General features: G+C 59.7%; 14 protein-coding genes. 7 read left to right on the forward strand and 7 right to left on the reverse strand.

Annotation, left to right across the window (positions count from 1 at the left end):
- The 5 genes from ACE3SE_RS16015 to ACE3SE_RS16035 form a co-directional block, all read right to left on the reverse strand.
- Complete coding sequence (locus ACE3SE_RS16015) at positions 1-684, reverse strand: HAD family hydrolase (RefSeq protein ID WP_374556736.1); 684 nt, start codon at positions 682-684, stop codon at positions 1-3.
- A complete protein-coding gene (locus ACE3SE_RS16020; RefSeq protein WP_374556738.1) occupies positions 681-1502 on the reverse strand; it encodes a carbohydrate ABC transporter permease in 822 nt (273 codons plus the stop codon). The genes ACE3SE_RS16015 and ACE3SE_RS16020 overlap by 4 nt, the downstream gene beginning before the upstream one ends.
- On the reverse strand, positions 1499-2452 hold the full coding sequence (locus tag ACE3SE_RS16025) for a carbohydrate ABC transporter permease (protein ID WP_131360084.1): 954 nt from the start codon (positions 2450-2452) through the stop codon (positions 1499-1501). Before ACE3SE_RS16025 ends, ACE3SE_RS16020 begins: the two co-directional genes overlap by 4 nt.
- An 87-nt stretch (positions 2453-2539) precedes the next feature.
- Entirely contained in the window at positions 2540-3871 is a 1332-nt protein-coding gene (locus ACE3SE_RS16030; RefSeq protein ID WP_045844784.1) for an ABC transporter substrate-binding protein, read from the reverse strand.
- Positions 3872-3972: 101 nt separating this feature from the next.
- On the reverse strand, positions 3973-4746 hold the full coding sequence (locus ACE3SE_RS16035; RefSeq protein WP_374556741.1) for an L-iditol 2-dehydrogenase: 774 nt from the start codon (positions 4744-4746) through the stop codon (positions 3973-3975).
- Positions 4747-5100: 354 nt separating this feature from the next.
- On the opposite strand from ACE3SE_RS16035, the gene ACE3SE_RS16040 reads away from it, so the two are divergent.
- Entirely contained in the window at positions 5101-6063 is a 963-nt protein-coding gene (locus ACE3SE_RS16040) for a sugar-binding transcriptional regulator (protein ID WP_374556743.1), read from the forward strand.
- Positions 6064-6195: 132 nt separating this feature from the next.
- Complete coding sequence (locus tag ACE3SE_RS16045) at positions 6196-6957, forward strand: dimethylarginine dimethylaminohydrolase family protein (RefSeq protein WP_374556745.1); 762 nt, start codon at positions 6196-6198, stop codon at positions 6955-6957.
- A gap of 8 nt (positions 6958-6965) precedes the next feature.
- Here the strand turns inward: ACE3SE_RS16045 and ACE3SE_RS16050 are convergent, their stop codons facing one another.
- On the reverse strand, positions 6966-7436 hold the full coding sequence (locus tag ACE3SE_RS16050; protein WP_045844780.1) for an Lrp/AsnC family transcriptional regulator: 471 nt from the start codon (positions 7434-7436) through the stop codon (positions 6966-6968).
- Positions 7437-7621: 185 nt separating this feature from the next.
- On the opposite strand from ACE3SE_RS16050, the gene alaC reads away from it, so the two are divergent.
- On the forward strand, positions 7622-8815 hold the full coding sequence (gene alaC / locus ACE3SE_RS16055; RefSeq protein WP_062786898.1) for an alanine transaminase: 1194 nt from the start codon (positions 7622-7624) through the stop codon (positions 8813-8815).
- 56 nt (positions 8816-8871) lie between these two features.
- Here alaC and ACE3SE_RS16060 read toward each other — a convergent pair whose 3' ends face one another.
- On the reverse strand, positions 8872-10500 hold the full coding sequence (locus tag ACE3SE_RS16060; RefSeq protein ID WP_374556748.1) for a methyl-accepting chemotaxis protein: 1629 nt from the start codon (positions 10498-10500) through the stop codon (positions 8872-8874).
- Positions 10501-11210: 710 nt separating this feature from the next.
- Between ACE3SE_RS16060 and wecB the strand changes: the two genes are divergently transcribed.
- From wecB to ACE3SE_RS16080, 4 genes are read left to right on the forward strand one after another with little or no spacing between them, the layout of a single operon-like run.
- Positions 11211-12383 (forward strand): non-hydrolyzing UDP-N-acetylglucosamine 2-epimerase, encoded by a 1173-nt coding sequence (wecB, locus tag ACE3SE_RS16065; RefSeq protein WP_131360070.1) that lies wholly within the window; start codon positions 11211-11213, stop codon positions 12381-12383.
- Positions 12367-13995 carry a glycosyltransferase family 2 protein gene (locus ACE3SE_RS16070; RefSeq protein ID WP_207389802.1) on the forward strand — a complete coding sequence of 543 codons (1629 nt, stop codon included), beginning with the start codon at positions 12367-12369 and terminating at the stop codon, positions 13993-13995. The genes wecB and ACE3SE_RS16070 overlap by 17 nt, the downstream gene beginning before the upstream one ends.
- Entirely contained in the window at positions 13992-15023 is a 1032-nt protein-coding gene (locus ACE3SE_RS16075; protein ID WP_374556751.1) for a hypothetical protein, read from the forward strand. The genes ACE3SE_RS16070 and ACE3SE_RS16075 overlap by 4 nt, the downstream gene beginning before the upstream one ends.
- A gap of 49 nt (positions 15024-15072) precedes the next feature.
- On the forward strand, positions 15073-15981 hold the full coding sequence (locus ACE3SE_RS16080) for a hypothetical protein (RefSeq protein ID WP_062786886.1): 909 nt from the start codon (positions 15073-15075) through the stop codon (positions 15979-15981).
- Positions 15982-15985 lie beyond the last annotated feature (4 nt).

A 15985-nucleotide genomic window follows, 5' to 3' on the forward strand; every position in this document is an offset into this window, starting at 1 on the left:
TCATTGCTTGTTGTGTTGGCTCAGCAGGGCCACCAGCTCGGGCAGGCGCTGCATGTCATTGAAGGTGGTGCAGGCCCCACAGGCCAGCAGCTTGTCGGACTGGCCGTCGGCCACATGCCCGGCACCGGTAAAGCCCAGCACCGTCATGCCGGCAGCCACCGCAGCGCGTACGCCGGTCACGCTGTCTTCCACCACCAGGCAGTGCAGCGGTGCTACGCCAAAAGCCTGGCTGGCGGCCAGATACAGCGCCGGGTCCGGCTTGGCCGCGCCCACTTCGTCAGCGCAGAACACGCGCCCCTCAAACAGCGGAGCCAGACCGGTCTTGTCCAGTGCGGCACGTACCCGGTGCCCGGCGCTGTTGCTGACCACCGCCCGCGGCAGCGGCACGGCGGCCATGGCAGCGGCCACGCCGGGTATCAATTGCAGGCGCTCGGCCACTTCGCCTTCCACCGTGTCACGCAGTTGCTCGATGTCTGACGCCGACAAGGACAGGGGGTGGTGACGGGCGATGTCGGCCAGCAGCGCATCCAGCGTCAGGCCAAGCCGTGGCAGGATGGCGGCAGCCACATCGATGCCGGGCATGCTGGCGGCCAGTTCGCGCTGCAACACTTCAAAGGCGATGGCTTCGGTGTCCAGCAGTACGCCGTCGCAGTCGCTGATCAGATGGGTGAAGGTCTGGCTCACTTGACCGCTCCAAAGGTAAGGCCGCGTACCAGTTGCTTTTGTGCCAGCCAGCCCAGCACCATGATGGGCGCGACAGCCAGCAGGGAGGCTGCGGACAGCTTGGCCCAGAACAAGCCTTCCGGGCTGGAGTAGGAGGCGATGAACACCGTCAGCGGCGCGGCATGCGAGCTGGACAGGTTGATACTCCAGAAGGCCTCGTTCCAGGACAGGATCAACAGCAGCAGGCCGGTGGAGGCCAGGCCCGGCAAGGACATCGGCAACAGCAGGTGGATGATTTCCTGCCAGGTATTGGCACCGTCAATGCGCGCGGCTTCCAGGATCTCCTTCGGTACTTCGCAGAAGTAGGTAAAGGCCATCCACACCGCGATGGGCAGGTTGATCAGCGTATAGATGATGATCAGCCCGCTGACGGTGTCCAGCAGCCCGCTGTTCTTCCACAGCAGGTAGACCGGCAGCAGCACGCCGACTGAGGGCATCATCTTGGTGGACATCATCCACAGCAGGATTTTCTGGCTACGCGGGCCGGGGAAGAAGGCCATGCTGTAGGCCGCCGGAATGGCCAGCAGCAGGCTGAGCACGGTAACGCCCAGCGAGATGGCGATGGAGTTGCCGGCAAAGGACAGGTAGTCGCTGCGGGCAAACACCTCGCGGAAGCTTTGTAGCGTGGGCTGGAAAATCACGCTCAGCTGGTAGGCCTGCTCCTCGGTCTTGAAGGCGGTGATCATCATCCAGAAGATGGGGAAGAACACCAGGATGGCCAGGCTCCAGGCCACGGCCGTGGTGATGCCATAACGCAGGCGGCTGTGGGCGACGCTCATTGCTCGTTCTCCCCTTTGAGGTTGCTGGCCAGCATGCGCACCAGGAATACCGACACGATATTGGCCAGTACCACGGCCAGGATGCCGCCGGTGGACGCCATGCCCACATCAAACTGTTGCAGGCCCATGGAGTAGATCAGGAAGGACAGGGTGGTGGTGGCCGTACCCGGACCGCCCGCCGTGGTGGTGTAGATTTCGGCAAAAATAGACAGCAGGAAGATGGTTTCAATCATCACCACCACGCCGATGGCACGCTTCAGGTGCGGCAGCACGATGTAAAAGAACATGGAAAACGGGCCGGCACCGTCAATCTGCGCGGCTTCCTTTTGCTCCGGGTCCAGCGACTGGATGGCGGTCAGCAGAATCAGGAAGGCAAACGGCAGCCATTGCCAGCTGACAATCATGATGATGGAAAACATCGGGTACTGGCCCAGCCAGTCGATGGGCTGCAGGCCCAGTGCATGCATGGCCGCGGCCAGGAGGCCGTATACCGGGTGCAACAGCATGTTCTTCCAGATCAGCGCACTGACGGTGGGCATGACAAAGAAGGGTGCAATCACCAGCAGGCGCGCAATGCCACGACCAAAGAACTCCTGGTCGAACAGCACCGCCAGCAGAACACCGCCCACCACCGAAATCAGCAGTACCGCGCCGGTCAGCAGCAGGGTATTGAAGATGGACGGCAGGAAAGACGGGTCGCTCCACAGGAAGCGGTAATTATCCAGCCCGACAAAACCGGACTCGTCCGGGCTGAGCAGGTTGTAACGGGTGACCGAAAAATAGATGGTCATCAACAGCGGCACTACCGACCACAGCAACAGGCTGAGGACAGCGGGGGACAGCAGCCAGCGCTGTGCCCAGACGGATTTGCGTGCGTTGCCGGCAGCGTCAGCGACATGGGGCTGGCCGCTTTCAACTGCGGGCACTGCCTCGCGGGTGGGGGAGTTCATCAATACTGCTCCAGCAAAACGGGAATCACAGGCAGGGTTGGCCAGACACAGGCGACAGGACAGCGCCCGGCCTGGCCATGACTGCGCTTACTTCTGGTAACCACCTTGCACCACGGCGCGGTTGGCAGCGGCCTGACCGGCCTTCAGTGCTGCATCCACGGTGGTGTTGCCAGCCAGAGCGCCGGAGATGGACTGACCCACCACGGTGCCGAAGGACTGGAATTCCGGAATGCCGACAAACTGGATACCGCTATACGGCACTTTTTTCAGTGTGGCGTCGGTGGGATTGGCCGACTGGATGGCATTCAGCACAAAGCTGGCAAACGGCGCGGCCTTCTGGTATTCCGGCTGCTTGTAGGTGGAAATGCGGGTGCCCGGCGGAACCGAAGTCCAGCCCAGGTCCTTGGCCACCAGCTTGATGTAGTCCTTGGAGGTGGCCCATTGCACAAACTGCTTGGCGGCGGCTTCCTGCTTGGAGGACTTGGGAATGGCCAGGGACCACGACCACAACCAGCTGCTGCCCTTGGGCGTGACACCGGTGGGTGCCATGGCAAAGCCCACCTTGTCGGCCACTTGTGATTCCTTGGGGTTGAACAGCATGCCGGCTGCCACGGTGGCGTCAATCCACATGCCGCACTTGCCGCTGGCAAACAGGGTCAGGTTTTCATTGAAGCCGTTGGTGCTGGCACCGGGCGGGCCGTACTTTTGCAGCAGGTCCACATAGAAGCCGACCGACTTTTTCCATTCCGGGCTATCGATGGTGGGATGCCATTTCTCGTCAAACCAGCGCCCGCCATTGGTGTTGATCAGGGTGGACAGGAAGGCCATGTTCTCGCCCCAGCCGGCCTTGCCACGCAAACAGATGCCATACACGCCACCTTTTTCCTTCAGTACCTTGGCGTAATCGGCAATCTGGGTGTAAGTCGGCTTTTCCGGCATGGTGAGGCCCAGTTTGCTGAACAGGTCCTTGCGGTAGAAAGTCATCGAGCTTTCCACGTAGAACGGCAGTGCATACAGCTTGCCGCCGTAGGACAGGCCGTCACGCGCGGTTTTCACCACGTCGTTCAGGTCATAGTCGGCGGACAGCTTGTCCATCGGGTAGAGCCAGCCCTTCTTGGCCCAGATCGGCGCTTCGTAAGTGCCAATCATCATCACGTCGAACTTGCCGCTATTGGTGGCAATGTCGGTGGTGACGCGCTGGCGCAGCACGTTTTCTTCCAGCACCACCCAGTTGAGCTTGATGTCCGGGTTTTGCTGCTCGAACGCCGGGGCCAGTTTTTTCAGCTCGATCATGTCCGGGTTGTTGAGCGCGGCAATGGTGAGCGTGGTGGCTGCACCTGCGGACAGGGAAGCCAGGGCCAGGCTGCCGGCAAGGACAATCTGGCGCAAACGGGACGGGCGTTGGTATTGCTGATGCATGATGTCTGTCTCCTCTTTATTTTTTCAGTACAGCAAGGTTGCACTACAGCGGGGGAAAGTCCGCAAGCGGACGGAAATTCAGCATGGCCGGGCGCGAGGGCTCAGCTCATCCAGTTGCCACCGTCCACGTTCAGCGTCTGGGCGGTGATGTAGTCGGAATCGGCCGAAGCCAGGAACAGCGCAGCACCGGTCAGGTCTTCCGGCAAGCCCATGCGGCCCAGCGGCACGGCTTCGCCGACCAGACGTTTTTTCTCGCCGGGCTGGCGGCCTTCGTAGCGGGCAAACAGCGCGTCGACATCTTTCCACATCGGGGTATCCACCACGCCGGGGGCAATGCCGTTCACATTGATGCCATGCGGTGCCAGTGCCAGGGCGGCAGACTGGGTATAGCTGATCACGGCGGCCTTGGTGGCGCAGTAATGGGCCACCAGCGCCTCGCCACGGCGACCAGCCTGGGAGGACAGGTTGATGATCTTGCCGCCACGGCCTTGCTCCACCATCCGGCGTGCCACGGCCTGCAGCAGGAAGAACATGCCTTTCACGTTGACTGCGAACAGCCGGTCGAAGCTGTCCCAGGATTCGTCCAGCAGCGGGTGCATGTCGAAGATGGCGGCGTTGTTGTACAGGATGTCGATGCCGCCAAAGTGCTGTACGGCGGTGCTGACAATGGCGGCGATATCCTCGCGCCGGGTGACGTCGGCTTGCAGCAAGGCCACATGCTGTGGATGTGCCTGTTGCAATGCCTGTAGTTCGTCGTTGAGTTTCAGGTCCACCAGCAGGCAGCTGGCACCTTCTTGCAGATAGCGGCGGGCGACGGCAATGCCGATGCCGCTGGCGGCCCCGGTGAGGATGGCCGTTTTGTTGGCGAGTTTCACTGTGTTGTCTCCGTTGCAGGCTTGATGTTTTGCTTTGAGAGCAAATGCCCTTGTTGTGGGCAAATATTCATTAATTTGAAATTTACTGTCAAGCGCTTTTTGTGATGGCTGGCTGATGTTGCATAGCACCATGATTTTCCGTGACATTTTGCTGCGCCGCACATAAGGGCTGGCAGGCTGATCAGGCTTGCCTTGCGCCAGCAATGGGCGACATGTCGCACGCTGTTGTATCCAGTGCGGCATGGCAGGACAGAAGCTGCACATTCACACAGTGCTTGACGCCGGGGGCAGGAGCGGTGGTACAACGCCAGACAACAAGGGCTGGGCCCGACAGGAAAACCGGCAGGAGGGGAGATGGCCAAACAACAGGACAAGCTGGATCAGGCGGCGCGCGCAGCCTGGTTGTATTACGTGGCTGGCAAGAACCAGAACGAAGTGGCCGAGCAGTTGAATGTGTCGCGCCAGGTGGCGCAACGACTGTTGGCATCGGCAGTGGAGAGCGGTCTGGTCAAGGTGTCGGTACAGCACCCGGTGGCGGATTGCCTGGAATTGGCTGCCGCCTTGCAGGCCAGATTCGGCCTGAGCTTGTGCGAAGTGGTGCCCAAGGACATGGACTCGCCCGCCGAGCTGCAGCAAAAACTGGCGGTGGCCGGTGCGCAAATCTTCCAGCGCTATCTCACCCAGGACAAACCGATGGTGGTGGCGCTGGGTTCGGGCCGTACCCTCAAGGCCATCATCGACGAACTGCCGCCGCTGGATTGCCCGCAACACCGTCTGGTGTCGCTGATCGGCACCATTGCACATGACGGGTCATCCAACCGCTACGACGTGGCCTTGCCTGCCTCGCAAAAAACCCAGAGCAAGTATTTCCTGCTGCCCGCACCGCTGTATGCCGATAGCACAACTGACCGTGCCTTGTGGTGCAACCACCGGCTTTACCATGTGGTGGAGGGGCTGGCGGCGCAGGCTGATGTGGCATTCATCGGCATTGGCACCATTGGCGAACACTGCGCCTTGCAGGAAGACGGCTTTCTGACCGAGGCCGAGGTGCAAGCCCTGATGGCACAGAATGCGGTGGCTGAAATCATTGGCCGCCCCATCGACAAACAGGGCCAGCTGGCCGCTGCCGACATCCAGCAGCGCGTCACCAGCCTTCCATTGCAGCATGCCCCGCAACGCCCGGTGATTGCCTTTGCCGGCGGGGAAAACAAGGCTGCCGCCATTCTGGCGGTGCTGCGCGGTCAGTGGCTGTCCGGGCTGGTGACCGATGAAGGTTGCGCCCGGCAGATACTGGCCTGGACCGACCAGGCTGCGTAAGGGCGCTAGCACAGCGCAGATTGGCTGCGGCATGGCCGCATATCAACCGTTCTGGCAGGAAGACCTCCCTAGAATGGTGGGCAGCAAGACAGACAACACCTGTCGTATCAGCCCATTACCGGAGCAATCGCCATGTACTTTACCCATGCCATCACCCGCCTGCCTGCCGACACCGTTGCCGCCGGACTGACCACGGCCAGCCTTGGCGTGCCGGATGCCGCGCTCACCCGGCAGCAGTTTCGTGAATACATCGACATCCTGCTGCAACTTGGCCTGACCGTCACCACGCTACCGGCCTTGCCGGATTTCCCCGATGCCCATTTTGTGGAAGACGTGGCGGTGATGATGCCGGAGCTGGCCATCATCACCCATCCGGGTGCGGCGTCGCGGCGGGGCGAGGTGCACAGCATTGCTCCGCTGGTATCGCGTTTTCGCCATGCGGTGTGGCTGGGTGAGGGCGAGCACATGGATGGCGGCGATGTGCTGATGGTGGACAAGCGTTTCTTCATCGGCCTGTCCAGCCGCACCAATGAAGCTGGAATCAGCCGCTTTGCCCGCGAGGTGGAAAAATTCGGCTACAGCGTGCAGGCAGTGCCGGTGGCTTCCGGCCTGCATCTGAAATCGGTGGTGAATTATGTGGGGCGCAATACCGTGCTGCTGTCGGCGGCGGCGGTGGATGAACCGGCCTTCCGCGATTTTCGCCATATCGTGCTGGACCCGGCCGAGGAATACGCCGGCAACACCATGTGGATCAACAACACCCTGATCACCCCCAGCGGCTATCCGCATACCTTGCGCCAGCTACAGCAGCTGGACCTGCCCATCATCCAGACCGATACCAGTGAAATCCGCAAGATGGACGGCGGGCTTACCTGCCTGTCCTTGCGCTTCTGACGGTGAAGCTAATCCGGGCTGCGGCCATCGCGCTTGATGGTTTGCAGCTCGGTAGTGGTCAGGATTTTCTCGATGCGAAACGCTGTGCTGGCCAGCCAGGCGTCGGCCAGCTGGCGATATTCGTCAATATGCTGGCAGGCAATGCGCAGTAAAAAATCCACCGTTCCACTCACCATCCAGCCATCCTGTACTTGCGGAGTGCGCTGGATTTCGGCAATGAAGGCTTGCTGGGAAACCAGATGGTCGGCCAGCGTCACCTGCGCCAGAATCACCAGTGGCGGTGCACTGCGCGGCAGGTCGACGATGGCGCTGTAGCCCTTGATGATGCCGGCCTTCTCCAGACGGCGCACCCGCTCCAGACAAGGACGCGGAGTCAGGTTTACCTGCTCGGACAGGCGCTGGAAGGGCAGGCGGCCATCGCGTTGCAGGATGTCGAGGATTTTCAGATCGATGCGATCCAGGCCGTTCTTGTCTGTCATGGGGAGCAAGGCTTAATAGGGCGGAGACACAAGTGCGCATTGCAGCGCTGCCAGCGCTGGCTTGTCAAGAATAATGCCGACGGCAAAAAATCCTTGTGCATCGCAGCAGGCGGGGATAGGATCGTGTCTGCCCCTCATGGGCAACGTCGCTCGGACGGTTCCGGGCGCTTACGTGAAAGGTTCTCATGGCTTCCTCTGCAGGCAAGCGCCGCTTTGCGCGCATCGATCGTCTCCCTCCCTACGTATTCAATATCACCGCCGAACTGAAACTGGCCGCCAGACAACGTGGCGAGGACATCATCGACCTGAGCATGGGCAACCCTGACGGCGCCACCCCGCCGCATATCGTGGCCAAGCTCAACGAAGTGTCGCAACGCCCGGATACCCACGGCTATTCCGCCTCCAAGGGCATTCCACGGCTGCGCCGAGCCATTTCGCGCTGGTACAAGGACCGCTACGAGGTGGACATCGACCCTAATAGCGAGGCGATTGTTACCATCGGCTCCAAGGAAGGCCTGGCCCACTTGATGCTGGCCACGCTGGATGGCGGCGATACCGTGCTGGTGCCGGACCCGAGTTATCCGATTCATATCTACGGCGCGGTAATTGCCGGGGCGCAAATCCGTTCGGTGCCGCTGGTGCCGGGCATCGACTTTTTTGCCGAGCTGGAAAAGGCCATCCGTGGCAGCTACCCCAAGCCCAAAATGATGGTGCTGGGCTTTCCGTCGAATCCCACTGCGCAGTGCGTGGAGCTGGATTTCTTCGAAAAAGTGATTGCCCTGGCCAAGAAGCACGACATCTTCGTGGTACATGACCTGGCCTATGCTGACATCGTGTTTGATGGCTGGAAAGCGCCGTCCATCATGCAGGTGCCGGGCGCCAAGGACATCGCCGTCGAGTTCTTCACCCTCAGCAAGAGCTACAACATGGCGGGCTGGCGCATCGGTTTCATGGTGGGCAACCCGGACCTGGTGGCCGCGCTGGCACGGATGAAGAGCTACCACGACTACGGCACCTTCACCCCGCTGCAAGTGGCCGCCATTGCCGCACTGGAAGGCGATCAGCAATGCGTGCGTGATATCGCCGCCAAATACCAGCAGCGCCGCGACGTGCTGGTAAAGGGATTGAACGAGATTGGCTGGGAAGTGGAATGCCCCAAGGCTTCCATGTATATCTGGGCGCGCATTCCGGAGCAGTGGCGCGAACTGGGTTCACTGGAATTCGCCCGCCTGATGCTGGAAAAGGCCAAGGTATGTGTATCGCCCGGTATCGGTTTTGGTGACCAGGGTGACGAATATGTGCGCTTTGCACTGATCGAAAACGAAGCGCGCATCCGGCAGGCCCTGCGTGGTATCAAGGCCATGTTCAAGGAGCAGTAAACTCCAGTTGCATGTCAAAAGGCCACGCCGGGAAGCGTGGCCTTTTTTGTGTGCGTTCACACCTGGAAGCGCGCCACCAGCTTTTCCATGTCGGTGGCGATTTTTTCAACCGCATCGGCCGACTGCGCCGTGCTGTGAGCCGTCGCGCTGGCTTCTTCTGCATGCTGGACAATGGTTTCCACTTTTTGCGCCACCTCGGTAGCGGCAGCGGCCTGTTCGTGCAGCGCGGTATTCAGTTCGTTGACAATGCCTGCCACCTGCCGCGCACTGTCACGCAAGGTGGATACAGTATCGCCTGCCGCATGGGCATTGCTGACGCTGGTGCTGATCAGCTCCACGCCCTGATCCACGCCATGCACCACATCGCGAGTGGATTGCTGGATGGCATTCACCATCACGATGATTTCATTGCTGGATTGCGCGGTGCGCTCGGACAGCTTGCGTACTTCATCGGCCACCACGGCAAAGCCGCGCCCTTGCTCGCCGGCACGGGCGGCTTCGATTGCGGCATTCAGTGCCAGCAGATTGGTCTGGTCGGCAATGTCCTTGATGACGGCGACAATGGATGAAATCTTGGCGGATTCGGTCTGGAGCAGGGCAATCCGTTCGGCGGCATTGCCAACCACCACTGAAATATCGTTGATCTGGCTGCCAAGGGCGCGCAATGCATCCAGGCCGTTGGCTGCCTGCTGGTCGGACGCGCTGCTCAGGCTGGCGGCTTCAGTCGTGCCATTGGCCACGTGATTGATGGAAACGGTCAGTTGTTCGGTATTGGCGGCAATGGTGGAGGCAGCTTCACTTTGCAGGCTGGCTGACTGTTCCATTTGCTGTACCGAGCGGTTGAGCTGGCGGGATGACTCCAGCAATACCTCAGCATTGCGGCGCGAGTCCTGCATTGCGTCACGCAGCGCGGTTTGCATATTGCCCATTGCCACAATCAGCTTGCCAACCTCATCACTGCTGGCGGGCGGCAGGCTGCCACGCAAATCGCCATCGGCAATGCGCCGTGCAGCGGCTACCGTATTGTCCAGCCTGCCGGCAATGCGCCGTGCCACCAGCAGCGACAAGGCCAGCGACAGGATGACGCCGACAATCAGTGCCAATATGCCACCGGCTATGCCGGATTTGACATCCGCATCCGCCCGCGTCGCAGCCACGGCCGCGCCATCCGCATTCAGCTTGATCAGGGAGTCGGTCAGGTCGCGCAGCTTGTTGGCCTTTTTCACCCACTCGCCCTTGCGCAGGGCTTGAGCCTGGTCTTCATGGCCGTCCTTCATCAACTGGACAGCCTGATTCACCACCTCACGATACGCAGCAGCGGCAGACACCGCCTGTTGATAGGCAGCCTTTTCCGTGTCTGAACTGATCATTGTTTCGTAGTGCTTGAAGGCTGCTTGCAGTTGCTGATCCAGCTCGGACATGGATTTTTCCATCTTGGCGCGCTCTTCCGGGCTGTTGGGCAGCATGTATTCCAGGCTGCGTACCCGGTAGCGCAGGCGCAACTGGCTGATTTCTCCGACAGACTGCACCGAAGGTAGCCAGTCCTGTGCGATTTCATGCGTTTCATTGCCTACCGCCCGGATTTGCAAGATGCAAAACACAATGGCGGCAATCAATACGCCACCACTGAGCAGGAAGTTGACCAGAAACTTGCGTGTCAGACTGATATTGTCGAGAAATTGCATGGCATGCTCCACCTGTTCTGATTGTTTGTGCCTATTGTTTACCTTCAGTAAAGAACATCCCGATGGTCTATGCCAGCACAAGCTGTAGTTTCGCTGACAACTGACAAGTTCATGCCGTATGCAGGTACGGCACGTAGCTGACAAAAAGCGTCAGCTAATGCCTGTTATGGTCAGCCATCGCCTTGCTGACCTTCGTCTGCTGGCAACAAGCATGCAGGCTGTCATCAGCCCACAATGTCCACCCCTTATGCTGCCAGCCCCGAGGGAGTTGATGCTCAGCGCCAGGGTCAGAATGCAGTTGCTGCATGATTGGCATCAGCATTGTCACGCATATGTTTAAAATGCATTCATTTTGTGTTGTAAATCCTGCTGTCATGCGTTACATTACTTTCCGCAACAAAAATCATCCCAATTCAGCCCTTATTTAAATAAACTTGTTTATTTTAAATAATGTGTTGGTATTAATTTTTATTTAGATAATTTCGTCAGTCTGCGAATAAAATACAGAAAAACAAAAGCCACTCCGGCTGAAATCCGCCAAGAATGGGCACGATGTTTGCTCAATAAAAATACGGACGCAGAACGGAGTGGCAGCAATCATGGACCTTCAAGGTCGGGATGGCAGGCAGTTTCAGTGCACGACACAAGCAATTGCAAAGGTTAGGTGCGCAATGTGGGCAGATGAAGAATTATGCAAACGGGGTAGTCGCGTGATCAAGGTTTTGACAGTATTCGGTACACGGCCGGAAGCCGTGAAAATGGTGCCGGTCATCCAGGCACTGGAGTCTTTTCCCAATATCGAGTCGCGGGTTTGTGTGACGGGTCAGCATCGGGAAATGCTGGATCAGGTACTGGACTTTTTTGAGGTCAAGCCTGACTTCGACCTGCAACTGATGCAGCAGGGGCAAAGCCTGGCATCGCTGACCGCGCGGCTGATCGAAGGCATCGACAAGGTGCTGGAGCAGGAGCGCCCCGACGTGGTGCTGGTGCATGGCGATACCGCTACCACACTGGGTGCCAGCCTGGCTGCGTTTTACCGCAAGGTGCCTATCGGCCACGTGGAAGCCGGTTTGCGTACCGGTGATCTGTATTCGCCGTGGCCGGAAGAAATGAACCGCCGCGTTACCGATACGCTGACCAGTTTCTACTTTGCCCCGACAGAAGAGTCCTGCCGCAACCTGTACGCGGAAAAAATCGATCCGTCGCGCATTTTCATTACCGGCAACAGTGTGGTTGACACCCTGAAGCTGGCAGTGGAAAAACTGCAAAAAAATGCCGACCTGCGCGCCAGCATGGAGGAGAGCTTCTCCTTTATCCGTACCGATGCCCGCATGATTCTGGTTACCGGACATCGCCGCGAGAACTTTGGCGACAAATTTGCCAGCTTCTGCAACGGCCTGCTCAAACTGGCTCAGCGCTACCCGGATGTGGACATTGTCTACCCGGTGCACCTGAACCCCAATGTGCGCAAACCGGTGTTCGAACTGCTGTCCCGCGTATCCAACATTCATCTGATCGAACCGCAGGAATATCTGCCCTTTGTCTATCTGATGAACCGTTGCCACCTGATCATCACCGACTCCGGTGGTATCCAGGAAGAAGCCCCGGCGCTGGGCAAGCCGGTACTGGTAACCCGCGACACCACCGAGCGCCCCGAAGCACTGGCCGCCGGCGTGGCGCGTCTGGTGGGTACGGAGGCGGAAAACATCGTGCGCTGCGCCAGCGAACTGCTGGATGACGCCATGGTGTACGCCAATATGTCGCAGGCGCACAGCCCGTATGGCGATGGTTCTGCCGGACGGCGCATTGCCAGCATTCTGGCATCCCTGCCGCAGTTGCGGCATGAAATGGCTGCGGAGGCGACCCTTGCCACAGCAAGCTGAACACAAGCGGGGACGCAGCGTGCGCGCCTTGCTGATGTTGCTGCTACTGGGGGCGAGCATGACAGTGCAGGCTGCAAAGCCTGCCAAGCCTGCATCGGCAGCCAACAGTCAATCCGCCGCCGCCCTGGCGGCACTGCCTATTGAAGAGGCGGTGGATTTGCCGCCAGACGCCAGCGTGCCTGCGGCGCAACGTCACAGCCCGGCAGTCGAGGTGAAGGGCGCGGCCAGTGAGGCTGCGCTGAGCCGTACCCAGGCGGTGATCGAACAGCAGATCAAGGATGACAAGAACAGCGCCACTGCGGAGGAAGACCCGCCGCACCACGGCCAGCGTTCGGCACCTGCGTTGTGGTTTCTGCGCATTCTGGCCATCATCCTGTACGTGATTGTGGCCTTCATCATGGTGTATGCAGTGCGTCACATGGCCTTCACCCTCAACCGCCTGTTCGGCAAGCAGCGCCATCCGTATCTGGATATCGAGACTGCCGAATGGCCGCGGGTGACGGTATTCATTGCCGCGCACAACGAAGAGGCGGTGATTGCCGATGCGATGGAAGCCTTGCTGGAGTCCGACTATCCGGATGGCCGCATGATCATCATGCCGGTGAATGACCGTTCCTCCGATGGCACGCGAGAAATCATCGACCAGATTGCCGCACGTCGTCCGGACATCATCCGTCCGTTTCACCGCACCTCCGGCAAGCCGGGCAAGGCCGCTGCACTGAAAGATGCCACGGCCATGATCGACACCGACATTTTCATCGTGTTCGATGCCGACTACGTACCGGGGCGCGGCTTGCTCAAACAGCTGGTGGCACCGTTTTTCGACCCGGAAGTAGGGGCGGTGATGGGGCGCGTGGTACCGCTCAATGCCGGCACCAACATGCTGACCCGCCTGCTGGACATGGAGCGGGCAGGGGGCTACCAGGTAGACCAGCAGGCACGGATGAACATGAAGCTGGTGCCGCAATATGGTGGCACCGTGGGTGGCATCCGCGTGGCCGCGCTGGAAAGCGTGGGTGGCTGGCATGATGACGTGCTGGCCGAAGACACAGACCTGACCTACCGCCTGCTGATTGGCGGCTGGCTGACAGCTTATACCAACCGTTCCGAATGCTATGAGGAAGTCCCGGAAAGCTGGCCGGTGCGCATTCGCCAGCTGATGCGCTGGACGCGCGGCCACAATCAGGCGCTGGCCCGTCACGTGGGCCGTTTGCTGCGCACCAAGGGCGTGCCCTTCCGTGAAAAATCGGACGGCCTGCTCTTGCTTGGCACTTATGCCATGTCGCCGTTTTTGCTCTTGGGCTGGTTGATCACCCTGATCCTGTTCTACTTCGACAGCGTCTTGCCCTCGCCCGGTTTCTTCCTGATCCTGGGTCTGGTGTGTTACAGCGCGATGGGCAATTTTGCCGCGTTTTTTGAAATCGGCACGGCCTGCTATCTGGATGGCAGCGGCAACCGCTTGCGCATTCTGCCGTTCTCCATCTTTGGTTTCATTGTCAGTCTGGTGACCATTTCGCACGCCACCATCCTGCAATTCATCATCGAGCCCTTCCGCAAGACGCAAAACCTGCACTGGGACAAGACCAAGCGTTATCGGGGGCAGGCCAAATGATGGTATTGCTGTTTGCTGTAATCGTATTGCTGTTGATGTTGCTGCCCTTGTTGCCCGCCTTGCTGGAGTTGATCCGCAAGACCGACGTCACTTCGCTGGGTATCAATCGTCTGCATACCGGTTCGTCCAATGTATTTGCCGAAAACTATCGCAAATACCTGGAAAGCCATGGCCTGCTGGATCAGCTGCAGAATTACTGGAATTCCCGGCTGGCATCCTGGAGTGTGCTGCTGGAAAAAACAGTCGAGGAAGAAGTACTGTCCACGGCAGGACTGGTGATTCCGTCTGATTTCAGCTTTCTCAAGGAAGTGTATTGCGCGGGGGATGTGGAAACCCATGGCGGGGTTATCCTGCGCAGCTTGCTGGCCGAAGGCGACCTGATCCTGGGTGATCACAATTCGGTGGTGCGCTGGGCCAGTGCCCGTCACATGCTGATTGGCCGTAATGCCACGCTGTTCGGCCGCATGGTGGCAGCGCAGGAAATGACCTTTGCCGGACCGGCCAGCTTCCAGCGCATCCAGGCACCTGTCATTCGCATGGGTCTATCCTGGCGGCCAGTGATGCCGATGGGTCCGTACCGCGAGTTCGACATTACGACACTGGAACATACGGTGTTTTTCAATGACGACATCCAGCGGGTGGTGGTGGAAGGCAATCTCACCATTCCGGACGACACGGTCATCCGCGGACACCTGGTGGTGCACGGCACGCTGAAAATCGGCCATGGTTGTTACATCCAGGGCAGCATCAAGGCCAGTGGCAATATCCATATCGGCAATGCAGTGGCTGTCGAAGGGGCCATGGTGTCCGACATGTCGGTTTCCTGCCTGAATGACTGTCTGCTGCTGGGCCCGATTGTGGCCGAGCGCTTTGTCTATATCGGCAGTCGTTGCGTGCTGGGCAGTCTGCACAGCCCGATCAGCGTCTCCTCCAGCTCCATCCGGCTGAAGCTGCCCATGCTGGTGCATGGCACCGTATGGGCACGGACACGTGGTGCGATCCGGCATGAACGTGCGCAGCTGGCGTAAAGAACTCGCATGGCTGGGTTTGTCCTGCTTGCTGTGGACAGGAAGCGCCATGGCCAATGACAGCCTGGATTTGCAACAGTACCAGACGGAAGACGGCGCCATCCTGCTGCAACACGAGGGTGGCGTGGTTGACCCGTACTTTGCCATGAAGGCCTTGCTGGCGGCGGACGAGCTGGGGCTGGATGCCAAGCCCGCTGCCACCGTATGGATAGCCTGGCTGCAGCCGCGCCAGGAAGCCAACGGCAGCTTTCCCCGCTTCATCCGGGGAAAGAACGGCCAGTGGCGTCGATTTGCCAATGCTGACGCCGATGACTCCACCATGGCCCTGTGGCTGTCCTTGCTGTACCGGGTGTATGGCACAGCGGACAACATGAGCCCTGACTTGCAGCAATCGCTGCGCAAGGCCAGAAAAGCCCTGCTGCGGCTGCGTGTTGCCAGTGGCGTGTTTCATTACGCCCGCGGTGCCGATCTGGGTTACCTGATGGATAACGCGGAAGTGCTGGAAGCCTTGCGTGACGACTGCCACCATGCCGGCCTCGGTTGCCAGCAGGCGGACCAGCTGGAACGCGCCATGGTGCGGGTGTTCTGGAACCCGCGCCGTCATGTCTGGCGGACTGCCACGCACGGCGAACCGGCGGCAGCGTTCTACCCGCGCAGTGCCGCACAGCTGTTTCCGCTGATGGCGGGCATGCGCTTGCCGCCAGGGCAGCCCGGCCTGGATGACTGGCTGAATGGCGAAGGGCGGCCATGGCTGATGCAGGATGAAAAGAAGCTGGATTTTGCCTGGGGTCTGCTGACCCTGGCTGCACTTAAAAGCCAGCGGGAAGATGTGGCGCGCCAATGGTGGGAGCGTGCAGCGCCATCGCGACTCGGACGGCGCTGGAATGTGCTGGAAGAGGCTATTTTTCAGGGATTGGAACAGCGTTTCAATCCGGCTGAGCAAGAAGAGGGGAAGTAAGGTT

The organism is Aquitalea pelogenes (assembly GCF_041914625.1).
Lineage (GTDB): Bacteria > Pseudomonadota > Gammaproteobacteria > Burkholderiales > Chromobacteriaceae > Aquitalea > Aquitalea pelogenes.

What these genes read in the sequence shown, in the direction of transcription:
- ACE3SE_RS16075 (WP_374556751.1), top strand. Translation starts at nt 13,992, where the DNA reads ATGATGGTATTGCTGTTTGCTGTAATCGTATTGCTGTTGATGTTGCTG.
- ACE3SE_RS16025 (WP_131360084.1), bottom strand. Translation starts at nt 2,452, where the DNA reads ATGAACTCCCCCACCCGCGAGGCAGTGCCCGCAGTTGAAAGCGGCCAG.
- ACE3SE_RS16060 (WP_374556748.1), bottom strand. Translation starts at nt 10,500, where the DNA reads ATGCAATTTCTCGACAATATCAGTCTGACACGCAAGTTTCTGGTCAAC.
- alaC (WP_062786898.1), top strand. Translation starts at nt 7,622, where the DNA reads ATGGCTTCCTCTGCAGGCAAGCGCCGCTTTGCGCGCATCGATCGTCTC.
- ACE3SE_RS16045 (WP_374556745.1), top strand. Translation starts at nt 6,196, where the DNA reads ATGTACTTTACCCATGCCATCACCCGCCTGCCTGCCGACACCGTTGCC.
- ACE3SE_RS16040 (WP_374556743.1), top strand. Translation starts at nt 5,101, where the DNA reads ATGGCCAAACAACAGGACAAGCTGGATCAGGCGGCGCGCGCAGCCTGG.
- ACE3SE_RS16050 (WP_045844780.1), bottom strand. Translation starts at nt 7,436, where the DNA reads ATGACAGACAAGAACGGCCTGGATCGCATCGATCTGAAAATCCTCGAC.
- ACE3SE_RS16020 (WP_374556738.1), bottom strand. Translation starts at nt 1,502, where the DNA reads ATGAGCGTCGCCCACAGCCGCCTGCGTTATGGCATCACCACGGCCGTG.
- ACE3SE_RS16030 (WP_045844784.1), bottom strand. Translation starts at nt 3,871, where the DNA reads ATGCATCAGCAATACCAACGCCCGTCCCGTTTGCGCCAGATTGTCCTT.
- ACE3SE_RS16080 (WP_062786886.1), top strand. Translation starts at nt 15,073, where the DNA reads ATGGCCAATGACAGCCTGGATTTGCAACAGTACCAGACGGAAGACGGC.